The sequence below is a fragment of the Streptomyces sp. NPDC035033 genome (assembly GCF_040636735.1).
GTDB lineage: Bacteria > Actinomycetota > Actinomycetes > Streptomycetales > Streptomycetaceae > Streptomyces.
On the sequence record NZ_JBEZUZ010000047.1, the window covers coordinates 37,040 to 57,250 of the forward strand.

The 20,211-nt window shown below is 73.9% G+C and carries 13 protein-coding genes; 10 read left to right on the forward strand and 3 right to left on the reverse strand.

The features are described from left to right. The first annotated feature begins 258 nt into the window (after positions 1–258). From AB0E83_RS20255 to AB0E83_RS20280, 6 genes are all read left to right on the forward strand, one after another. Positions 259–1,548 carry an extracellular solute-binding protein gene (locus tag AB0E83_RS20255; protein ID WP_362113327.1) on the forward strand — a complete coding sequence of 430 codons (1,290 nt, stop codon included), beginning with the start codon at positions 259–261 and terminating at the stop codon, positions 1,546–1,548. 11 nt (positions 1,549–1,559) lie between these two features. Next, positions 1,560–2,552, forward strand: coding sequence for a sugar ABC transporter permease (locus AB0E83_RS20260; RefSeq protein WP_362113330.1), 993 nt, complete (start codon positions 1,560–1,562; stop codon positions 2,550–2,552). Then, positions 2,549–3,406, forward strand: coding sequence for a carbohydrate ABC transporter permease (locus tag AB0E83_RS20265; protein WP_362113333.1), 858 nt, complete (start codon positions 2,549–2,551; stop codon positions 3,404–3,406). The genes AB0E83_RS20260 and AB0E83_RS20265 overlap by 4 nt, the downstream gene beginning before the upstream one ends. Further along, on the forward strand, positions 3,403–4,011 hold the full coding sequence (locus tag AB0E83_RS20270; RefSeq protein ID WP_362113336.1) for a hypothetical protein: 609 nt from the start codon (positions 3,403–3,405) through the stop codon (positions 4,009–4,011). The genes AB0E83_RS20265 and AB0E83_RS20270 overlap by 4 nt, the downstream gene beginning before the upstream one ends. 246 nt (positions 4,012–4,257) lie before the next feature. After that, entirely contained in the window at positions 4,258–6,990 is a 2,733-nt protein-coding gene (locus AB0E83_RS20275; protein ID WP_362113339.1) for a Tat pathway signal sequence domain protein, read from the forward strand. Positions 6,991–7,007: 17 nt separating this feature from the next. Beyond that, the gene (locus AB0E83_RS20280) at positions 7,008–8,051 is read left to right on the forward strand and encodes a rhamnogalacturonan acetylesterase (RefSeq protein ID WP_362113342.1); all 1,044 of its coding nucleotides are present in this window, start codon (positions 7,008–7,010) and stop codon (positions 8,049–8,051) included. A 254-nt stretch (positions 8,052–8,305) separates the two neighbouring features. On the opposite strand, the gene AB0E83_RS20285 is transcribed toward AB0E83_RS20280, so the two are convergent. Beyond that, positions 8,306–11,179 carry a glycoside hydrolase family 2 TIM barrel-domain containing protein gene (locus tag AB0E83_RS20285; protein ID WP_362113345.1) on the reverse strand — a complete coding sequence of 958 codons (2,874 nt, stop codon included), beginning with the start codon at positions 11,177–11,179 and terminating at the stop codon, positions 8,306–8,308. Positions 11,180–11,492: 313 nt separating this feature from the next. On the opposite strand from AB0E83_RS20285, the gene AB0E83_RS20290 reads away from it, so the two are divergent. The 3 genes from AB0E83_RS20290 to AB0E83_RS20300 are packed head-to-tail and all read left to right on the forward strand — an operon-like array spanning position 11,493 to position 13,802. Beyond that, positions 11,493–12,527, forward strand: a complete 1,035-nt coding sequence (locus AB0E83_RS20290) for a LacI family DNA-binding transcriptional regulator (RefSeq protein ID WP_362113348.1) — start codon at positions 11,493–11,495, stop codon at positions 12,525–12,527. Then, positions 12,514–13,143: a SigE family RNA polymerase sigma factor gene (locus AB0E83_RS20295; protein ID WP_362113351.1), complete on the forward strand. Its 630-nt coding sequence runs from the start codon at positions 12,514–12,516 to the stop codon at positions 13,141–13,143. Before AB0E83_RS20290 ends, AB0E83_RS20295 begins: the two co-directional genes overlap by 14 nt. Then, positions 13,143–13,802, forward strand: a complete 660-nt coding sequence (locus tag AB0E83_RS20300) for a hypothetical protein (RefSeq protein ID WP_362113354.1) — start codon at positions 13,143–13,145, stop codon at positions 13,800–13,802. Before AB0E83_RS20295 ends, AB0E83_RS20300 begins: the two co-directional genes overlap by 1 nt. 62 nt (positions 13,803–13,864) lie before the next feature. Here AB0E83_RS20300 and AB0E83_RS20305 read toward each other — a convergent pair whose 3' ends face one another. Together AB0E83_RS20305 and AB0E83_RS20310 are read right to left on the reverse strand one after the other, a co-directional pair. Then, the gene (locus tag AB0E83_RS20305) at positions 13,865–16,882 is read right to left on the reverse strand and encodes a pectinesterase family protein (RefSeq protein WP_362113357.1); all 3,018 of its coding nucleotides are present in this window, start codon (positions 16,880–16,882) and stop codon (positions 13,865–13,867) included. A gap of 30 nt (positions 16,883–16,912) precedes the next feature. Continuing rightward, positions 16,913–18,250 carry a polysaccharide lyase family 1 protein gene (locus AB0E83_RS20310; protein ID WP_362113360.1) on the reverse strand — a complete coding sequence of 446 codons (1,338 nt, stop codon included), beginning with the start codon at positions 18,248–18,250 and terminating at the stop codon, positions 16,913–16,915. 226 nt (positions 18,251–18,476) lie between these two features. Here AB0E83_RS20310 and AB0E83_RS20315 point away from each other — a divergent pair, with 226 nt between their 5' ends. Continuing rightward, positions 18,477–20,138 carry a rhamnogalacturonan lyase B N-terminal domain-containing protein gene (locus tag AB0E83_RS20315; RefSeq protein ID WP_362113363.1) on the forward strand — a complete coding sequence of 554 codons (1,662 nt, stop codon included), beginning with the start codon at positions 18,477–18,479 and terminating at the stop codon, positions 20,136–20,138. Positions 20,139–20,211: the final 73 nt, after the last annotated feature.

A 20,211-nucleotide genomic window follows, 5' to 3' on the forward strand; every position in this document is an offset into this window, starting at 1 on the left:
GTGGAGCGCCGGGCGGCGTCGAGCCGGCGCGCGGCTCGCGAACGGGGTGCCGAGGGCCGCCCCGGAGCCGGTGCCGTGGAACGTCATCGGGCTCGCCTGACCCCCTCTTTGAATCCTTTCATCGCCGTGGGCCGCGCCTGCGGTTCGAAGCGCTTCGAAAGATCCTGTCCGAAGCGTTGACGTGGCTGACGGGCGACCCTACGGTGACCCAGCAAGCGCTTTCCTGAAACGTTCTAATCACGCGCGGGAGGACGAACTGTGCGTACTCATGGCACTGTCGACCGTCGGAGTCTGCTGAAGATCACGGGTGGCTCGGCGGCGGCGCTCGGCCTGACCGCGGCGGGCTGCGGAAGCGGTTCCGGCTCGGGAGGCGGCGACGGCACCGTCACCATCCGGTACACCTGGTGGGGCTCCGACGACCGCGCCAAGCGGATCAACCGGTCGATCGCCCTCTTCGAGAAGAAGTTCCCGAAGATCAAGGTGAAGACCGACTTCCAGCCGTACGCCGACTTCTGGAAGAAGTTCAACACCCAGGCCTCCGGCGGCAACACGCCCGACGTCTTCCAGAACGCCATCGGATTCCTGCGCAAGTACGACGCCAAGAACGTCCTCCTCGACCTGCGCGGGCAGGTCGAGGCCGGGAACCTCCGCCTGGAGGGCTTCCGGGCCGGCCTGGAGAAGTTCGGCGAGGTCGACGGCAAGCTGCTCGGCGTCCCCGTCGGCTCCAACTCGATGGCCCTCGTCGTCGACGAGGCCGTCTTCGAGAAGGCCAAGGTCACGCCGAAGCCCGGCTGGACCTGGGACGAGTACCACGACGCCCTGGCGAAGATCCAGGAGACGGCCGGCCGGGCCGGCGACGCCGGACCGTACGGGATCATGTACCTGTACGACATGTACCTGCGCCAGCAGGGCAAGGCCTTCTTCACCGCCTCCGGACTCGGCTTCACCGAGGCCGATCTGACGGACTGGTGGACCAAGGCCGCCGCCCGGGTGAGGTCCGGCGTCTACGCCGACCCGAAGAAGACCATCCAGGCCAAGCCGAAGTCGGCGGTCACCGCCGGACTCGCCGGCTGCGAGTTCACCTGGGACAACTTCGCCGTCCGCTACACCTCCGAGGGCAAGAGCCGGTACGGTCTCGCCCCCATCCCCACCACCGACGGCAAGCGCACCGGCCAGTACCTCGGCTCCCTCATGCTCAGCGCCTCCAGGCGCACCAAGCACCCCAAGGAAGTGGCCCAGTTCATCGACTTCATGGTCCACGACCCCGAGGTCGGCAGGATCATGGGCTACGACCGGGGCGTCCCCGCCACCGAGGCCCAGAACGCCGCCTACGTGCCCGCCGACGAGGTCGGCAAGCAGATCGCCGCCTACGAGAAGCGGCTCGTCGAGTCCCGCGTCCTGGAGCCGATCACCCCGCACCCGGCCGGCGCCGACGTCTGCGAGGCGGCCTTCCTGCGCCTGTCCGAGGAGATGTCCCTGGGCACCCGGACCGTCGAGGACGCGGTGAAGCAGTACTTCACCGAGGCGAAGACGGCCCTCTCCGCCTGATGGACGCCGCCGTGACCACCGCACCGACCCCCGCCGCGCCGGAGGCGGCCCGCTCGGGACCCGGGGCCCCCGCCCCGGCCCCCGGCTCCGCCCGCCCGCGCGGGCGGAGCCGCCCCGCCCGCCGGGAGAACCTCGCCGGCTACCTCTTCCTCTCCCCGTGGATCGCCGGCTTCCTGCTGCTGACCGCCGGCCCCATGGCCGTCTCGCTCTACTTCGCCTTCACCGACTACAACCTCTTCGACGCCCCCCGGTGGATCGGCCTCGACAACTTCACCGAGATGTTCGGCGACCCCCGCTGGCGCACCTCCGTCGAGGTCACCGGCTGGTACGTGGTCCTCGGCACCCCGCTGAAGCTCGCCGCCGCCCTCGGCGTCGCCGTCCTGCTCAACCAGAGCCGGCGCGGACAGGGCTTCTACCGGGCCGCGTTCTACGCCCCCTCGCTCATCGGCGCCAGCGTCTCCATCGCCATCGTCTGGCGCGCCCTCTTCGCCGACGACGCCCCCGTCGACCGGGCCCAGCGCCTGCTCGGCTTCGACCCGGGCGGCTGGATCGGCGACCCCGACAAGATCATCTACGCGCTGATCGCCCTGACCGTCTGGCAGTTCGGCGCCCCCATGGTCATCTTCCTCGCCGGGCTCAAGCAGGTGCCCCGCGAGCTGTACGAGGCGGCGCAGATGGACGGCGCCGGACCCTGGCGCCGGTTCTGGTCCATCACCCTGCCGATGATCTCCCCGGTGCTCTTCTTCAACGTGCTCCTGGAGACCATCCACTCCTTCCAGATCTTCGGCTCCGCCTACATCATCGGCAGCCAGGGCAACGCCTGCGGCCCGGCCGACGGCACCCTCGTCTACACCTGCTACCTCTACGTCCAGGGCTTCGAGAACAGCCGGATGGGCCTGGCCTCCGCGATGGCCTGGATGCTGCTGCTCGCCGTCGGCCTGGTCACGGCGGTCCTGTTCTGGTCCCAGCGGCGCTGGGTGCACTACGAGGAGGGAGGCCGATGAGCCTCGTCCGCACCGGAGCGCGGCGGTTCGACGCCGGCTCCCTCGTCTGGCACCTCGGCTCCCTCGCCGTCCTCGCCGTGGTCCTCTACCCGGTCTTCTGGGTGATCGGCGGCTCGTTCAAGCCCAACGACGAGATCGTCGGCAGCCTGAACGTCATCCCGACCGACCCCATCACCGACAACTACCGGCGGCTCGCCGACGGCATCGCCGACATCCCCGTCTCCACCTTCTTCTCCAACTCGCTCTTCCTGGCCGTCGCCTCGGTCGTCGGCGTGCTGGCCTCCAGCTCGCTCGCCGCCTACGCCTTCGCCAAGATCGGCTTCGCGGGCCGCAACCTGCTCTTCACCCTGATGATCGGCACCCTGCTGCTGCCCTACCACGTACTGCTCATCCCGCAGTACGTGCTGTTCCAGAAGCTCGAACTCGTCAACACCTACACGCCGTTGCTCCTCGGCAAGTACCTCGCCACCGACGCCTTCTTCGTCTTCCTCATGGTGCAGTTCATGCGCGGACTGCCCAGGGAACTGGACGAGGCGGCGCGCCTGGACGGCTGCGGGCACCTGCGGACCTACTGGTCGATCGTGCTGCCGCTGTGCCGGCCGGCGCTCATCACCAGCGCCATCTTCACCTTCATCAACGCGTGGAACGACTTCATGGGGCCGCTGATCTACCTCAACGAACCCGAGAAGTACACCGTCTCGCTCGGCCTGAAGATGTTCGTCGACCAGGACGGCGTCGCCAACTACGGCGGCATGATCGCGATGTCGCTGGTGGCGCTGCTGCCGGTGGTGGCGTTCTTCCTCGCCTTCCAGCGGTACCTGATCGACGGCATGGCCACCTCGGGGCTCAAGTGACCGGGGGCGGCGGGAGGGGGGACCGCTTCCGGGCCCGGTTCGCGGTCTTCGCCGAGTGCCTCCTGACCGGGGTGTGGATCGCCGTCGCCGCGCTGCCGCTCGTCACGCTCCCCGCCGCGCTCGCCGCCGGCGCGGGGCACCTGCGGCGCACGGTCGAGGGGGAGGGGACCGGCGCGCGGTCCTTCGCGGCCGAGCTCCGCGCCGCCCTGCGGGGCGGCGGCTGGGCCGTGGGGCTCGCCTTCTGGGCGGCGCTCGCCCTGGTCCTGGCCGACCTCGCGCTCGTACGGGCGCTGCCGGTGCCCGGCGGCCGTCCGGCCGGGGCCCTCGCGATCCTCGCCGCGCTGTGGCTGACCGTCACCGTGCTCCGGGCGGCCACCGCCTGGCGGCCGGGCGCCTCCTGGCGGGCGCTGCTCCCCGACGCCGCCCGCCGGGCCCTGCGCGACCCGGCCGGTTCCCTGCTCGTCGTCTGCGGCCTGGCGGTCGTCGTTGCCTCGGGCTGGTTCTCCGCCCCGCTCGCCCCGCCGGCCCTGGGGTTCCTGGTCGCGGGCGCGCTGGCGGCGGAGCGCCGCACGGCCGCCGCCCACGCGGCCGCCCGCCCCTCCTGACCCCGGGCCCCCGGCCCCGCCGTGCCCGGGGCGCCGCCACCGCCGCCCCGCCGGGCGGCCGCCCCGGGGCCGTACGCGGCCCCCACCGCCCTCGGAGCCGTACGCGGTCTCCACCGCCCCCGGGCCCGTACGCGGTCCCCGCCGGTCCGGACCCGTACGAGGTCCCCGCCGGTCCCGCTCCTTCCCCACCTCGCCCCCAGCCCTCCCTCCGCGCATGTCACCGGCATGCCCTCGAAAGGAGTCCCCGTGTCCTCGATACCCCGTCGCTCCCTCCTCAAGGCGGCCGCCGTCGCCGGTGCCGCCGCCCAGTTCAGCTGGGCGCTCGGCCGGAGCGAGGCCCGGGCCGCGCCGGTCGCCGAGGCGGCCGCCGAGGAGCGGCCCGCGAGCATCACCTGGCTGGAGCCGGGGGGCCTCGGCGCCGCCGGCGGGTCCACCTTCGGCGTCGCCTGGCCCAAGGGCGCGCACGCCGGCGACACGGCGTTCGCGCTCACCACCGCCGACGGCGTCCCCGTCCCCGTCCAGACCTGGACCACCGCCCGCTGGCCCGACGGCTCCCTCAAGTGGACCGCCCACGCCGTCGGCCCCGAGGCCGCCGGCGCCGAACGCTTCTCGCTCGCCCCCGGCACCCCCGCGACCGGCGCGAAGACGGTCACCGTCACCGAGACCGACCGCGGGATCACCGTCGACACCGGCGTCGTGAAGGCGGTGCTGCGGAAGGACGGCGGCAAGCTCGTCGAGTCCCTCACCCGCGACGGCGTGAAGGTCGCGACCGACGGTCGGCTGGTGCTGCTGCGCCAGGGCGACCTCGACGACGGCGACCAGGGGAACGCCAAGTGGGAGCGGTTCGACGGCGAGATCTCCGGCGCCGTCGTCGAACAGACCGGGCCCGTCCGGGCCGTGGTCCGCGTCGACGGCAAGCACCGCAAGGGCAGCCGCAGTTGGCTGCCGTTCTCGGTCCGCCTCTACTTCCACGCCGGCTCCGAGGCCCTCCGCATGGTCCACACGATCACCTACGACGGCGACCAGAACGAGGACTTCGTCCGCGGCCTCGGCGTCCGCTTCACCGTCCCGATGCGCGACGCCCCCTACGACCGGCACGTCCGCCTCGCCGGAGAGGGCTCCGGCTTCCTCACCGAGGCCGTCCAGGGCATCACCGGCCTGCGCCGCGACCCTGGCGCCGCCGTCCGCAAGGCCCAGGTCGAGGGCCGCCGGCTGCCCGACCCGGCCACCTGGGACCAGCGCGTCACCAGCCGCCTCGCGTACGTCCCCACCTGGGGCGACTACACCCTCTCCCAGCTCACCGCCGACGGCTTCGCGATCCGCAAGCGCACCGAGGCCGGCCACGGCTGGATCCCGGCCGGCGGCGGCCGCCGCGCGAGCGGCTTCGGCTACGTCGGCGGCGTGAGCGGCGGACTCTCCTTCGGGCTGCGGGACTTCTGGCAGAAGCACCCCGCCCAGCTCGACGTCCGGGGCGCCGCCGGCGACGAGGCCGAGGTCACCCTCTGGCTCTGGTCGCCCGAGGCCCAGCCCATGGACCTGCGCTTCTACCACGACGGCATGGGCCAGGACACCTTCCCCGAGCAGCTGGAGGGCCTCAACATCACCTATGAGGACTACGAGCCCGGCTTCGGCACCCCCTACGGCATCGCCCGCACCAGCGAGCTGATGTTCTGGGCCGAGGCCGCCACCCCGACCGCCGCCGCCCTCGTCGCCCGGGCCGCCGCCGTCCGCGTCCCGCCGCAGCTCGCCGCGAGCCCCGAGGACCTCGTCCGCGCCCGCGTCTTCGGCGGCCTCTTCTCGCCCGTCGACCGCTCCACCCCGGCGAAGGCGAGGATCGAGGACCGCCTCGACTACCTCTTCACCTACTACAAGGACCAGGTCGAGCAGCGCCGCTGGTACGGCTTCTGGGACTACGGCGACATCATGCACACCTACGACGAGGACCGGCACCAGTGGCGGTACGACGTCGGCGGCTACGCCTGGGACAACTCCGAACTCTCGCCCGACCTGTGGCTCTGGTACGCCTACCTGCGCTCCGGCCGCGCCGACGTCTTCCGCTTCGCCGAGGCCATGACCCGCCACACCGGCGAGGTCGACGTCTACCACCTCGGCCGGTGGGCCGGTCTCGGCACCCGCCACGGCGTCCAGCACTTCGCGTGCAGCGCCAAGCAGCAGCGGATCTCCACCGCCGTCTACCGCCGCCCCTACTACTTCCTCACCGCCGACGAACGCGTCGGCGACCTCATGCGCGACCTGGTCGACTCCGACGAGACCTTCCTCGTCCTCGACCCCATCCGCAAGATCCGCACCGAGCCCTACACCCCCGACCGCCACGCCCTCTCCATCGGCTTCGGCACCGACTGGAGCGGTCTCGCCGCCGCCTGGCTCACCGAGTGGGAACGCGGCGGACCCAAGGCCGCCAAGGCCGAGGCGCGGCTGCGCTCCACCATGGAGACGATCGCCGCCCAGCCCAACGGCTTCGTCCAGGGCACCGGCCTGTACGACCTCGACACCGGCCGCTTCGCGATCGCCGACAAGCCCGCCGTCGGCGTCTCCCACCTCTCCGCCATGTTCGGCCTCGTCGAGATGTGCGCCGAACTCGTCGACCTGATCGACATGCCCGCGTTCAAGGAGGCGTGGCTCGACTACTGCCGCTACTTCAACGCCTCCAAGACCGAGCAGGCCGCCCGCTACGGACAGAACTTCGGCACCCTCCTCCTCTTCCAGGGCCACTCCCGCCAGGACGCCTACGCCGCCGCCCAGTTGAACGACGCCAAGCTCGCCCAGCGCGCCTGGGCCAAGTTCGACAGGAGCGACGGCTACACCTCCGCCATGGTCTGGGACAAGACGCCCGTCCAGGGCCCGGCCGCCCTCGAACCCGGCTACGAGCACCTCTGGATCAGCACCAACACCACCGCCCTCTACGGCCTCGCCGCCATCCAGAACCTCGCCCTCGTCGGCGACCACCTCCCCGAGTGACCTTCCGGAGAACCCCGATGAAGAGGACCGCCACCCTCGCGGCGAGCCTGCTCACGCTGCTCGCCGCCACGGCCCCCGCCCACGCCGAAACCCCCTACGGTCAGGGCCTCGACCACTGCGCCGGCACCGAAGCCGGCGGCCTCGCCTGCCACTTCGACCTCCCTCCCGGCACGTACGACGTCACCGTCACCCTCGGCGGCGACACCGCCGGCGCGACCGCGGTCACCGGCGAGACCCGCCGGGCCCTGCTCGCCGAGACGCCGACCGCGGCCGGCGAACGGGTCCGCCGTTCCTTCACCGTCGACGTCCGCGACCCCGAGGGCGAACCCACCGGCCCCACCGGCACCCCCGGCCTCGACCTGCTGCTCACCGGCCCCGCCCCGCGCGTCGCCGCCCTCCGCGTCACCCCCGCCCCCGCCGCCGACCGCCTCTTCCTGGTCGGCGACTCCACCGTCTGCGACCAGCCCGGCGACCCGTACACCGGCTGGGGCCAGCGGCTCCCCGCCCACCTGGGGCGCGGCACCGCCGTCGCCAACCACGCCGACTCCGGCGAGTCCACCGTCACCTTCCTCGCGAACCCGGCCCTCTTCGACCGCGTCGAGGCGGAACTCCGCCCCGGCGACCCGGTCCTGATCCAGCTCGCCCACAACGACAAGCAGACCGACGCCGCCACCTACCGCGCCAACCTCACCACCCTGGTCGAGCGGGTACGGGCCCGCGGCGGCGAACCCGTCCTCGTCACCCCGATCGTCCGCCGCTGGTTCAACGCCGACGGCACCCTGGACAACGGCACCGCCCTGCTCGTCAACGGCCTCGGCGTCGACCACCCCGCCGAGATCCGCGCCCTCGCCACCACCCTCTCCACCCCGCTGATCGACCTCACCGCCCTCACCAGGGCCCGCGTCGAAGAACTCGGCCCCGAGGCGTCCAAGGCGCTCTACCTGACGGCCGAGAAGCGGGACAACACCCACACCTCGGTCCGCGGCGCCACCGAGTACGCGGCGCTCGTAGCCGCCGAACTGAAGGCCCGGGGCCTGCTGCCCGAGCGGGCCTTCCGCTAGCAGATGGGCCGGCTCGGACGTCGCGGTGGTGAACCGCCGCCACCGCGACGTCTGAGCCGGCCCGGCGGCTCCCCGGACGCCGAGCACGGTCCACGCCTCCGCGACCGTCGCCGGGTACTTCCGGGTCACCGGCGACGCCGGGCCGTGGACGAGCGTCGTCCAGGGCCTCGACATCCTGGGCGCGGTCCTCGCGCGCGCGGTGGTCAGGCGGGTGACGGCCGGTCAGCCCGCCGGATCACCGCCCTGCTTCAACGTCACCCGAGCGGCGCGAAGGAGAGCGAGAAGGACGCCGGGGCCGCTTCCAGGCGGTGCTCCGGCAGCACGCCCGGGCCGCAGGACTGGGACCCGATGCCGTGCAGCGCGTGGTCCAGGTTCAGCCACAGGACCTCGCCCGGCACCAGGTCCGGGCGGTGCACGGCGGCGTCGAGCTCCGCGTGGGTCCAGCGACGGGCGGTGAACCAGAACTCCGGCTCGCCCGCGATCCGCAGGCCCGCCTCCCCGTCCGACAGCTCCAGCCACCGGGTGCCGGTCCGGGCCCCGTTCTCCTGCGGGCGCACGTACGGCGTCTGCAGGCCGGCCACCGTGGACCCCCAGCGTCCGAGGCGGGCCGCCGCCCGCGTGTCCGGGTACGCCTCGCCGGGACCGCCGCCGTACCACTCGACCCGGTCGAGCGCGGCCGGCAGGCCGAGCCGGACGCCGAGCCGGGGGAGCGGCACCGGCCACGCGCCTTCCGGCACGACGTCCACGGCGAGCCGGACCGCCGTCCCGTCGGACGTCCAGCGGTACGTGACGGCCAGGCCGAAGTCCCGGGCGGCGGGCGCCACCCGGGTGCGGACCGTCAGGCCCCCGCCGGCCGCCTCCACCGCGTCGGTGCGGTGCCGCATCCGGTGCAGGCCCAGCTCCCGCCAGAGCGGGCCGTACCGCACGTCCGGCTGCCAGGGCGCGCCCTCGTCGTTGTCGGTCGGCGCCCGCCACACGTCGAGCCCGAAACCGGTCACCGGAAGCTCCCCGAGCGAGAGCGGCGCGCCCGTGCGGGGGTCGAGGACGGCGGGGCCGAGGAGGATCCGGTCCCCGGCCGCGACCGGCCCGGCGCCGGTCCCGCCCGGCAGCGGCCGGGCCGGGGACACCGGAAGCTGGCCCCAGGCCACCTCGTGCCCGGCGGGCGCCCACGCCGTGCCGGCCGCCAGCACCGCCCGCACCGTCCACACCGTCTCCGCGCCCGCCGGACGCGCGGGCGCGGCCGGCAGCGGCACCTCCGCGCTCTCCCCGGCCGCCAGCGACGGCACGTCCAGGACGCCGTCCGCGACCGGGACGCCGTCCGCCAGGAACTCCCAGCGGAAGGCGAGCGCCGACAGGTCCGCCACGTCGTGGAGGTTGGTCACCCGGGCCGTGCCCGGCCGCCCGCCCGGCGCGATCCGCACCGGCTCGATCACCTTCTTGTACTCGACCAGCCCCGGCGACGGCGTGCGGTCGGGGAAGAGCAGCCCGTCGCAGACGAAGTTCCCGTCGTGCAGCTCCTCGCCGAAGTCGCCGCCGTACCCGTACCCGTGGACCGGGTGGGCCAGGCCGTGGTCGATCCACTCCCACACGAAACCGCCCTGGCAGCGCTCGTACGTCTCGAAGAGGCGCTGGTACTCGCTGAGCCCGCCCGGCCCGTTGCCCATCGCGTGCGCGTACTCGCAGAGGACGAAGGGGAGTTCGCGGCGGTGCTCCGGCCCCCCGTCCGCGCGCCGGCCGATCTCCTCGACCTCCGCGTGCGGCGGGTACATCCGGGAGTAGACGTCCACGTCGGGGCAGGACCGGTCGCCCTCGTAGTGCACCGGCCGGGAGGGGTCGCGGTCCCGGATCCAGCGGGCCATCGCCCGCAGCCCCGCGCCCGTCCCGCACTCGTTGCCCAGCGACCACAGCACCACCGACGGGTGGTTCTTGTCCCGCTCGACCAGCCGGGCCGCCCGGTCGAGCAGCGCCGGCGTCCACCGCTCGTCGTCCACCGGATTGCCCCGCCAGCCCAGCTCCTCGAAGCCGTGCGTCTCCAGGTCGCCCTCGTCGATCACCCACAGCCCGTAGGCGTCGCACAGGTCGAGGAAGGCCGGGTGCGGCGGATAGTGCGAGGTCCGCACGGCGTTGATGTTGTGACGCTTCATCAGCTCGACGTCCGCGCGCATGGTTTCCGGGTCCAGGGCGCGGCCCCGCTCCGGGTGGAACTCGTGCCGGTTCACGCCCCGGAAGAGGATCCGCTGCCCGTTCGCCTTCAGGACGCCGTCCTCCACGTACACCGAGCGGAAGCCGATCCGCAGCCCGATCCGCTCCCCGCCGGCCGTCAGCACGCCCTCGTACAGCCGCGGCACCTCGGCGCTCCACGGCTCCACCGGCACCGTGACGGACTCCCCGGTCGCCAGGTCGAGCCCCAGCTCCGGCACCCGCACCCGGCCCGGCGCGTCGCAGTCGACCCGCAGCTCGCCGGCGCCCGTGACGTGGTCGTACGAGGCGTGCACGAAGAAGTCGCCGGGCGCGCCCGGCGGGCGGTGCAGCAGCGTCACGCCCCGGAAGATCCCCGGCAGCCACCACTGGTCCTGGTCCTCCAGGTACGAGCCCGAGGACCACTGGTGGACGCGGACCGCCAGCACGTTGTCCCGCTCCCGCAGCAGCGGGCCGACCGCGAACTCGTGCGCCAGCCGGGACCCCTTGAACCAGCCCAGCTCCGTGCCGTTCAGCCACACCCGGGCGCAGGACTCGACCCCGTCGAAGCGGAGCACCGCGCCGCCGTCCGCGGGCCAGCCGTCCGGCAGGTCGAACCGGCGCAGGTGGTCGCCGGTCGGGTTCTCGTCGGGCACGTGCGGCGGGTCCACCGGGAAGGGGTAGACGACGTTGGTGTACGCGGGCCCGCCGAACTCCCCGTCCTTGCCCTGGAGCACCCAGTGCCCCGGCACGGCGACGGTGCGCCAGCCGCCGGCGTCGAACCCGGGCTCGGCGAAGGAGGCGTCCGCCGCGTCGGCGGCGGGGGAGAGGCGGAACGCCCAGTCGCCGTCCAGCGGCAGCCGGGCGGCGTCGGACTCCGCGGTCCAGGCGCGCGGCGGCAGGGTCCCCCGCTCGGGCGCGAACGAGGTGTACCAGGGCAGATCGGTCATGGTGCTCCCGTCGGAAGGAACTCCCCGGAGGGAGAAAAGGGAAAGAAAGGGAAAGAAAGGGAAAGGGAGGGAGGGGGAGGAAGAAAGGGGGAAGGGCGGGGTGCGGGGCGCGGCCCTCGCACCCGCCGGAAAGCGCTTGCGCGACGGGTTCCATCCCATCGCGCCGCGCGCCCCCGCACAACCCCGCGCGGCCCGCCGGTCCTTGGACTCTTCGCGCCCCGCCTGGACAGTCCGACGAGCGGACGCTTAGGGTCGGGGGTCCCTGTCGCCGACGGGCACCCCCACCACCCCGGACCAGCCGAGGAGCGCGCACGTGGTCACCCTCGCCGACGTCGCCCGCCACGCCGGCGTGTCGGCCAGCACCGTCAGCTACGTCCTGAGCGGCAAGCGGTCCATCTCCGCCGCCACCCGCGAGCGCATCCAGCACTCCATCGACGAGCTCGGCTACCGCCCGCACGCCGGCGCCCGCGCCCTGGCCAGCAGTCAGACCAGCATCCTCGCCCTGATGATGCCGCTGCGCACCGGCCTCTACGTGCCGGTGATGATGGAGATCGCCATGGCCGTCACCACCACGGCCCGCGCCCACGGCTACGACGTGCTGCTGCTCACCGGCGAGGAGGGGCCCGAGGCCGTCCGCCGGGTCGAGGGCAGCGCCATCGCCGACGGCATGATCCTCATGGACGTCGAGCTCGACGACCCCAGGCTGCCCTGCCTGCGGGAGGCCGAGCGGCCCTCCGTCCTCATCGGCCTGCCCGCCGACCCCGACGGCCTCGACTGCGTCGACCTCGACTTCGCCGCCGCCGGGGCCCGCTGCGTCGACCACCTCGCCGGCCTCGGCCACCGGCGCCTCGCCGTCCTCGGCGAACCCCCCGCCGTCCACGCCCGCGGCACGGGCTACGCCGCGCGCACCCTCGCCGGGATCCGCGCCGCCGCGGCCGCGCACGGCGTCGACCTGCTCCACCGGCCCGTCGACGGCACCTACGCGGCCGTCTCCGCCGCCGTCGCCCGGATCTTCGAGGAACGCCCCGGCACCACCGCCCTCCTGGTGCAGAACGAGGCCGCCGTCGAACCGCTCCTCGCCGTCCTGCGCCACCAGGGCCGGGCGGTCCCCGAGGACGTCTCCGTCGCCGCGCTCTGCCCCGACCAGGTCGCCGCCCACGCCTCCGTACCGCTCACCGCCGTCGCCGTGCCCGCCCAGGACATGGGACGCGTCGCCGTCGAACGGCTCGTCGCCCGGCTGCGCGGCGAGGGCCCCCGCGGCACCGAGCTCCTCGCCCCCCGCCTCACCGTCCGCGCTGGCACCGGGCCCGCCCCCGACCAGCCGGAGGCCGGCCGTGTCCGGCCCTGATCCGTCCGGCGAACCCCGGGACGAACAGGGCGGATACGGCGTCCCTCCCGGCGAACCCCGGGGCGCACGGGGCGACTTCGGCGTCCGTGCCGGCGAACCGCGGGACGACGCCGCCGAGTTCCGGGAGTTCTTCGACCGGCACTACGCGGAGCTCGCCCGCCTCGCCCACCTCCTCACCGGCGAGACCGACGCCGCCGACGACCTCGCCGCCGACGCCATGCTCGCCCTCTGGCACCGCTGGGACCGGGTCCGCGCCGCCGACCACCCCGCCGCCTACGCCCGGGGCGTCGTCGCCAACCTCGTCCGCACCCGCATCCGCGGCACCGTCCGCGAGCGGCGCCGGATCGCCGCCTTCTGGGACCGGCGGCCCGAGCACACCGAGGACCCGGACGTGCCCGCCGTCGTCGACGTCCGGACCGCGCTGCGCGCCCTGCCCTTCCGCAAGCGCGCCTGCGTCGTCCTCCGGCACGCCTTCGACCTCTCCGAACGGGACACCGCCCTGGCCCTGGGCGTCTCCGTCGGCACGGTCAAGAGCCAGACGGCCAAGGGCATGGCCGAACTGCAGAAGCTGCTCGGCGGACGGGCCGCCACCGAACTCGCCGCGGGGAGACGCTGATGGACGAGACACGCCTGCGCGGCGAGCTGCGCGAGGCGGCGCTCGCGCACCGGCCCGACCGCGCCCGGATGCTCGCCCGCGTCGAGCGCGGCATGGCCGCCCCGCCGCCGCGCCGGGACCGGACGCCCGGCCGCGCCCCGTGGGCCGGCCGCCGCTGGGCGGCGACCGCGGCCGTCGCCGCCACCGTCGCGGGCGTCGCCGTCCTCGGCGGGCTCGCCGTCACCACCCTCCAGGGCCGGCCCCCGGCCCCGGCCGCGACCGGGCTCGCCGCGCCCGGTCCGGCGGCCCGCGCGGCCGGCACCGTCGACGCCGGCAGCAACCGCTGGTGGGCGCAGAGCGACCTGGCCCTCACCACGGACGGCGAGGTCACCGGCCTCACCGTCGAACTGCGGGTCGCGCTCACCGGCGGGATCGTCACCACCGGTCACTGGCAGACCCGCCCCGCCGACGACTTCACGGTCACGGTCGGGGAGGAGCCCGGCGCCCTCGTCTACCGCTGGACCCTCAAGGCGGGCCGCACGGTCCCGGCGGGCCCGCACACCTTCGCCGCCCAGTACAACCACGCCGAGGGCGTCCGGGACGCCTCGGCCGACGCGTACACCGTCGTCCTCACCGGCCGCGACGGCGGCCGGACCACCCTCCGGGGCGGCTTCGCCTGACGGCACGGCGCGGCACGGGACCGGACCCCCGCCGCGGGGGCCCGGTCCCGTGCCGCGCGCGGTCAGCCGGACGTCGTCCAGTCGCCCAGCCAGTCCGCGACCTCGTGGTCGGCGGCCCGCTCGTCGGTCAGGTGCGGCCGGTCGGCGGAGGCCGGACCGGAGCCCGGGCCGAGGTTGCGGTACTCGGCGAAGCGGTCGTCCCGCCAGGAGAAGCCGCCCATGTCGGTCCAGGGCGCCGGGTGGACCGCCGCGCCGAGGCGGCTGTCGCGGACCACGGTCTGCGGGTCGAGGGCGGCGTCGCCGCCCGCGTGCCAGGGCCGCCCGAGGTGGAAGCTGCCCGCCGCGACGTCCCCGTCGATCACCGACCGGGTGATCAGCAGGCCCCGCGCGCCGGCGGCGGTCGACGGGGCGGTCACGTACCCGGCGGAGGAGCCGTCCCACCGCTTGCGCAGGGTGAGGACCGAGCCGTCGAGGACGACGGTGCCCCGGCCGAAGACGAAGTCGACGTTCCCGGCGACGTACGAGTTGGTCAGCCGGACCCGCCCGACGGCGTCCCGGGCGGCCGAGTCCGTCTGGAGGGTGTCCTGGTCGCCCTCGACGATCAGGCCGTACAGGTCGATCCGGTCGGCGGCGGTGCGCAGGGCGACCGCCTGGTGGCCGGGCCGCGCCTGGTGGGCGGCCTCGTCGAAGGCGTTCACGACGGTGAGGTTCCGCAGCCGGGTGTCGTCCGCCTCGACGGCGAAGGTCGCGCTGCCGCTGGTGCCGTACGTCCCCGAGCCGTCCGGCTTCGGCGTGCCGGCGGAGTTGTCGTAGGTGATCCGGGTGTCGCGCCGGCTCGGTCCGGTGCCCTGGACGGTGACGAACCGCTTGGCGCGCGGGATCCTCACGGTCTCCCGGTAGACCCCCGGCGCCACGGCGATGGTGACGGGCAGCGCGTTCCCGGTGGGGACGGCGTCGACGGCGGCCCGGACCGTGGTGTGGTCGCCGGAGCCGTCCTGCGCGACGGTGATCACCGCCGGCGCGAGGACGCCGATCGCGGCCCGCGGCCCGGCGCCCGCGGTGACGAGCGCGGGCACGTCCGCCGCCGGGTCGAGGGCGTACGGGTAGGAGGCCCGGGGGTCGAAGGCGCCCGCCCCGGAGGAGTCGGGCCCGGACTCGTTGCGGCCGCTGGTGCCGTCGAAGACGCTGCCGCGCTGGACGAGGGCGGCGGTCGCGTCCTTGGTGACGGGGTTCCGCACGCCCTTGAAGTAGCTGTTCTCCAGGACCATCCGGGTCGCGCCCCGCGCGTGGTTGCCGTAGGCGACGGCGACGGGGCCCGCCGGGTCGTCCTGGAGGTAGTTGTTGTAGAGGTGCGCGCGGGCCGCGTTGTCGGCGGAGGGGTTGCGCTGCTGGGTCTCGTACAGCCAGTTGTGGTGGAGGGTGAGCGCGGCGGTGGTGTTCTCCGTCCAGCCGATGCCGAGGGTCTTGTTGTTGTCGCTCAGCCGGTTCCAGGAGATCGTCACGTAGGTGGTGTCCTTGCGGCTGTCGATCAGGCCGTCGGCCTGGTTCCGCAGGGAGTTGTGGTCGATCCAGACGTGGTGGGCGCCGTCCATCTGGATGGCGTCGAAGTCGTGCGCGTCGTCGTTCCAGATCCCCTCCGACGAGTCACGGATCGTCAGGTTGCGGATGATGACGTTGTGGACGCCGGCGCCGAGGAAGAAGCCGCCGCCGACGAGGTGCCCGGAGGTGCCGGCGCCGACGATGGTCTTGTCCGAGGCCACCTTGATCTCGCGGCCCTTGGGGACCATGGTGATCGTGCCCTGGACGACGATGGTGTACGGCTCCGCCGCCGTCGCGTACTTCTCCAGGTCGGTGAGGGTGGTGGCGAGCACGGTCCGCCCGTCCCGGCCGCCGTAGGTCCCGTTCTGGCCCAGGGCGTTTACCGAGGCGAAGCCGTCGGCGGTGTCGTCGGTCCAGTCGGCGGCGAGCGCGGCGGCGCGGGCGCCGGCCCCCGCGAGCGGCGTCCCGATCTTCTTCTGCGGCCCGGAGAAGCGGCCGACGAGGGCGGGCACGGCGGAGGCGGGGTCGAGCGCGTACGGGTAGAAGGCGCGCGGGTCGAAGGCGTCGCCGCGGGTCTCGTGCCGGCCGCTGGTGTTCCTCAGGACCGAGCCCCGCTGCACGAGTTCGGCGGTCGCGTCGGCCTGGTAGGGGTGCTGGACGTCCTCGTAGTAGCTGTTCTCGATGACCATCTTCGTGCGGCCCCGGGACCAGTTGCCGTACGTCCACACCGGGTCTGCCGGGTCGTTCTGCGCGGTCAGGTGGTTGTTGTACAGGTGCGCGTAGGCGACGTTGTCGGCCGACGGGTTGCGCTGCTTGGTGTGGGCGAACAGGTTGTGGTCGATGGTGATCTGGGTGCGGACGTTCGGCGTCCAGCCGATCCCGAAGGTCTTGTTGTTGTCCTCGAAGCGGTTGTAGGAGACGGTGATGTACTCGCTGTCCTTGCGGATGTCGAGCTGGCCGTCGCAGATCCGCGAGAAGCGGTTGTGGTCGATCCAGACGTGGTGGACGGAGTCCATCTGGATGCCGTCGTGGTCGGTGCTCTTGCAGTCCCAGTCGCCCTCGACGGCCGTGTCGCGGATCGTCAGGTTGCGGATGATCACGTTGTGGGTGCCGGGGTTCAGGCGCAGCCCGCCGTGGACGAGCGCGGCGGTGTCGCCGAGGCCGAGGATCGTCTTGTCGGAGGCGACGGCGATCTCGGTGCCGAAGGGCTGGAGGGTCAGCGCGCCGGAGACCTGGATGACGTACGGCTCCGGGGCCGCCGCGTACCGGGCGAGCTCCAGGGCGTCCGTCACGGTGACGGTCTCGCCGCCGGCGCCGCCGGTGGTGCCGCCGGCGAGCGAGGCGAAGCCGTGCGCGGTGCCTGACCAGCGGCCGGCCTCCGCGCCGGCGACCGAGGTGCCGGCGGCGGACGCGGACGCGGGCGCGGCGTCCGGGGCGGCGGCGTGGACGGGCAGGACGGGGGCGAGGGCGGCCAGCAGGACGCCGGCGAGGAGGGCGCGGACACCGGCTCGGCCGGTGCGCCGCGGGGAGGAGGGGAACACGGCTCAGCTCCTGGGAAGGGGGGGAGGGGGTCAGCGGCCGGCGCGGCCGGCGCCGGCGTGCCGGGCCACCGCGCGGTCGGCCGCGGCGGCGGACTCGACCGGCCCGTGCAGCACGGGGGTCCAGCCGACCTGGTCCGTCAGGTCGCGCTCGCTGCCGGAGTTGTAGGCGTTGTAGAGGGTCAGCAGGTCGACCGGGTAGCCGTTGAAGACGTTGCCGCGCGCCTGGAACGCGGTGCCGTTCCAGCTCTTCACCAGGTCGGCGGCCTCCACGTGGGCCGGGGTGGTGAAGGAGTTGTGCTCGGCGACGACCGCGGACTCCGTGGAGACGCCGAGCGAGTAGCGGTAGTCGTGGGCGTCCTCGGGGACCACGTACCGGTTGTTGTAGACGTGCACCTGGCCGAAGCGGACGCGCGGCGCCCGCTGTACGACGCCGGTGAACTCGTTGTGGTGCAGGGTGACCCGGAGCTTCCCCCGGTCGGTGACGACGCCGTCGCCGTTGCCGATCAGCATCGCCTTGTCGTGGCCGGCGAAGCGGCTCCAGCTCACCGTCACCAGGTCCGAGCCGTTGGTGATGTCGAGGAGCCCGTCGTGACGGAGGAAGTTCCGCCCGAAGTACGTCGGTTCGGCGGCGTCCGGGTGGCCCTTGTCGCTGAAGGTGACGTGGTCGACCCAGACGTTCCGGGCGCCGCGCAGCCACAGCGTGTCGTACGCGGACTTCCAGTCGCCCAGGCCGCCGGAGTTGGGCTGCCAGACGGGGAAGCAGTCGTAGGCGTCGGCGAGTTCGAGGTCGCGGACGATGACGTTCTCGGCGTTCTCGATCTGGAGGGCGGCGCCGCGCAGTCCGGCGCCCGGGCCGGCGCCGATCAGGGTGGTGTTCGAGCCGACGGCGAGCACGACCCGCTCGGCCTGGCGGGCGGCGGAGGCCCGCCGGGCGTCCTCCTGCGGCCCGGACGGCTTCGCCGCGCCCCACACCCGGGGGTCGTAGGCGGCGAGGTACTCCTCGATCCGGTAGCCGTCGGTGGCGTGGTCGGCGCAGGAGAGCCGGCGGCCCGCGTCGTCGGTGTCGGCGTCGATCGTCCCGGCGATCCGGATGATCTTCGGGGTGGCGCTGCCGCCGTCGAGGGCGCGGACCAGCTCGGCGCGGGTGCGGACGGTGTACACGTGGGCGGGGTCGGCGGCGGCGCCGCCGGTGGTGCCGCTCCCGGCGGCCGCCCAGCCGTCACCGGCCGGCAGCACCTCGCGGCTCAGGTCCGGGTACCGCTCCGCCCCCGGCTGCGCCGACGCCGGTACGGCGGTGAGGGCGGCCGCCAGCGCGGCGGCGAGGGCGAGCCGGACGGGGACCCGGCTCCGTCCCGGGGCACTTCTCATGGACTCTCCTTCTCCCCGTCCCGGGGCGGGACGCGGATAGTAAGCGCTTTCTCCATGGAACTGCGACGACCGTAGGGACCCCCTCCTCATTAGTCAACATCGATAACAAATCGCGGGGGAACCGGCCCGGAATGTCCTTGAAACGTTTCGAACGGAGGGGCAACCCTTTCCCGTCCGGCGGCGACCTACGGCTGCCATCCCCCACCGCCACCGAAGGAGCCGCCCCGTGCACACCCACCCCGTCCGCCGCCGGACCGTCCTCGGCGCGGCCGCCGCCACCACCGCCACCGCCCTCGCCGCCGGCGCGGGACCCGCCGCCGCGGCCGGCTTCGGCTGGAGCGACGACGGCGCGCACTACGTCGTCGCCACCGGCGCCGGCCTCGTCGTCAAGGTCTCCAAGACCACCGGCGACCTCACCTCCCTGCTCTACAAGGGCAAGGAGTACGAGGGGTACGGCGGCAAGCACTCCCACGTGGAGTCGGGCCTCGGCGCCTCCACCGTCACCCTCCGGCAGGTCGGCGCCACCGTCCTGATCGGCGTCGTCCACGGCACCCTGCGCCACTACTACGCGGTCCGCTCCGGCCTCGACAACGTCTACCTCTGGACCGACAAGGCCGACGCCTCCGTCACCGCCACCCGCTTCATCGCCCGCCTCAGGCCCGGCGTCTTCCCCAACGAGGGCCCGGACTCCTGGGTCGAGGGCGCCGACACCGTCATCGAGGCCGGCGACGTCTGGCGGCGCGCCGACGGACAGACCCGCTCCAAGCACTACTCCGGCGTCCGCGTCATGGACTACGACCACATCGGCCACACCACCGGCACGGTCGGACTCTGGATGATCCGCTCCAACCACGAGAAGGCCTCCGGCGGCCCCTTCTACCGCTCGCTGCTGCGCCACTCCAACGAACTGGGCGCCGGCCTCTACGAGATCCTCCACTACGAGCAGTCCCAGACCGAGCCCATGCGCCTCGGCCTCCAGGGCCCCTACCTGCTCGCCTTCACCGACGGCGGCGCCCCCGACCCCGCCCTCTTCCCCGCGCACCACGACACGAGTTGGGTCGACCCGCTCGGCATCCCCGGCTGGGTCGGCGCCGCCGGGCGGGGCCGGGTCGCCGGCGTCGGCCTCAAGGGCATGGACCCGGCCCACCCGTACACCATCGGCTTCGCCAACGCCGACGCCCAGTACTGGACCCGCGCCGCCGCCGGCACCGGTGCCTTCTCCTGCCGGGGCATGCTGCCCGGCACGTACACCCTCACCGTCTACAAGGGCGAACTCGGCGTGCACACCGCCACGGTGACCGTCACCGCCGGCACCGCCACCGCCCTCCACACGATCACGATCACCGGCGACCCCGCCACCGCCCCCGCCGTCTGGCGCCTCGGCGACTGGGACGGCACCCCCGCCGGCTTCAAGAACGCCGCCCTGATGACGTACGCCCACCCCGCCGACGTCCGGGCCGCCGCCTGGACCGGGAACGTCGTCGTCGACGGCACCGACGTCTCCGGCTCCGTCCCCTGCTACCTGTGGAAGGACGTCAACGACGGCCTCCTGGTGTACTTCCGGCTGACCGCCGCCCAGGCCGCCGCCGCGCACACCCTGCGGATCGGCGTCACCACCGCCTTCCTCAACGGGCGTCCGCGGGTCACCGTCAACGACACCTGGGTCTCCGCGATCCCGTCACCGCCCGCCCAGCCGTCGACCCGCTCCCTCACCACCGGCTCGTACCGGGGCAACAACCACACCTTCACCTACAGCGTCCCCGCGAGCGCGTGGCGGACGGATCCGTCCCGGTACAACGTCCTCAGGGTGAACGTCGTCAGCGGCTCGACCGGGACGGGCTTCCTGAGCCCGGGCACCGCCCTCGACTGCGTGGACCTCCTCGTCTGACGCGCGCCTCCCCGCCGCGCGGGCACGCCGTAGGTGAAGGTGTGGTTGTTGCCCCGGTACGAGCCGGTGGTGA